Source organism: Pontimicrobium sp. MEBiC01747, assembly GCF_053601635.1.
On sequence record NZ_JBSHNS010000284.1, the window covers coordinates 1 to 2,209 of the forward strand.

Here is a 2,209-nt window from a genome sequence, read left to right on the forward strand (position 1 = left end):
TTATAATACGCCCTATTAATCCTGTTGTCCAGTTTATGCCAGAGGCATTGCTTGCTATTATAGTACTAAACGGATTTACAGTAGAACACATAGTACCAATACAAGATCCCAAATAAATAGAAGCTAAAGGCACCATAGCATCGTATTTAGCCGCTAGAAATATAGGAATTAAAATAGGGTAGAAGGCTATCGTTTCTTCAGCTAGACCAAAAGTAGTACCTCCAATGGCAACTAATAGAGTTACCATGACAATTAGTATAAATTCGTAGCCTTTTAAAGCATTAGCTAACCAAGATATAGCAGCATCGAAAGCACCAGTTTTATTAATAATACCAATGAGTCCTCCAATAATTAGCACCAGAAATATAATATCTGCAGCTTCAATAATTCCTTGTATTGGCGATTTTATAAAGTCTGTTACGCCCTGTGGTTGCGCTTCTAGTGTTTTATAGGTATTTGGAATATTTATAGGTTTATATAGTTCTCCACTAGTAAATTTTTCTAAGGGAATTTTTATAGCTAGTGCCTCTAGAGTTTCTTCAGTTGCTTTTAATGTTTTAGTGTCTTTTATACCTGTTTGTATAAAAGTATGGTCTGCCTTGTTGTATAATAATGTATCATATTTACCAGCGGGTACAAGCCACGTTAATAGTGTTACTAATCCTGCAATAATAATTAATATGGTTTGTGCTGTTGGGAATTTTATGTTCTTCATTTTAAATAACAGTCTCTTTTTGTAATAAAATTGGTTTTAAATTTTAATAAAATTAAAGATAGTATTATTTTACGCTTATAATAATTTTAGACACTTATAAAATATGAATGTAGCTATTCATGATAGTTGGAAAACACATTTACAAGACGAATTTAATAAACCATACTTTAAAGAGTTAATAGCGTTTGTAAAACAAGAATATACTAGTACAACTTGTTTTCCTCCTGGAAAGCTCATATTTAATGCTTTCGAAAAATGTCATTTCGAGGATTTAAAAGTCGTTATTATTGGTCAGGACCCTTACCATAACTATAATCAAGCAAATGGGCTTTGTTTTTCTGTAAATAATGGTATAGCGCATCCGCCATCGTTAATTAATATTTTTAAAGAGATTGAAACCGATTTAGGAATACCGTATCCTAAAAGTGGAAATTTAGAGCGTTGGGCAGAGCAAGGAGTCTTTTTATTAAATGCAACACTAACCGTTCGTGCGCACAATGCGGGTAGTCATCAAGGTAAAGGTTGGGAAACTTTTACAGATGCTGTGATTAAAACCATAAGCGAGCATAAAACCGATGTTGTGTTTTTGCTTTGGGGTGGCTTTGCTAAAAAGAAATCTAAATTAATAGACGCTAGTAAACATCATATTTTAACTTCTGGGCATCCATCTCCGTTAAGTGCTAATAGAGGCTATTGGTTTGGGAATACTCATTTTAGTAAAACAAATACTATTTTAAAAGAGAATGGTTTAAAAACGATTGAATGGTAAAGGGTATAATTCGGTTTTTAATAGTATTATAGGTTATAAGTTAAATCTTTATAATCCCATTTTTCAGGAATAATATTTAATGCTAATAATTGATCTTGTACATTATTAATAGTGTCTTTGTCTATGAGCTCTTGAGACCATTCTGTTAAACTTAACCACTCTTGTACGTCTTCTAATTCTTGCTCGTATCTGTTGGCAATCATTTTATCGATGCTTGGGATGTCTTTAAACTCTGCAGTAGTGGTGTTTACAATGTTTAAAATGGTTTTTGCATCATCTTCATTTGTTTTTAAAAAGTCTTCTCTTACTGCTATAACAAAACAAGGCCAAGGAGAAGGGCAGTTGCCCACACGCCTAAAGGTGCCATCATCTACCAAAGGTTTTGTGGTAAACTTCTCCCACATAAAATAATCGGCTTTACCAGCTGTTAACCCTTCAATGGCGCCATCTAGATTTCTTATAACTTCAAAATTTAAATCTTTGTCTAGATTCCATTTGTTATTTTGTGCATTTATATAAGCCATTAAATGTGAGCCAGAACCGTAACGGCTTATTGCTGCTTTTGTTCCTTTTAGTTCCTTAATAGTATTGTAATTAGAGTTTGCAGCAACATGAATACCCCAAATTAGTGGAGTTTGTACAAAGGTTTGTACAATTTTACTTTTATTACCAGCAATTATATCTTTAATAATACCTTCGGTAAGTATAACTGCCATATCTATGTC

At 32.7% G+C, this 2,209-nt stretch carries 2 protein-coding genes and 1 pseudogene; 1 reads left to right on the top strand and 2 read right to left on the bottom strand.

Translation table 11 applies throughout. The features are described from left to right. Nucleotides 1-715 (bottom strand): annotated as a pseudogene (locus ACVC2P_RS09285) (YfcC family protein); the annotation flags it as partial. A 103-nt stretch (nt 716-818) separates the two neighbouring features. Here ACVC2P_RS09285 and ung point away from each other — a divergent pair. Further along, entirely contained in the window at nt 819-1,484 is a 666-nt protein-coding gene (gene ung, locus ACVC2P_RS09290) for a uracil-DNA glycosylase (RefSeq protein WP_452598197.1), read from the top strand. Between the two features lie 26 nt (nt 1,485-1,510). Here ung and ACVC2P_RS09295 read toward each other — a convergent pair. After that, the coding region (locus tag ACVC2P_RS09295) for an ABC transporter substrate-binding protein (protein WP_452598198.1) at nt 1,511-2,209 on the bottom strand (699 nt) is incomplete at its 5' end.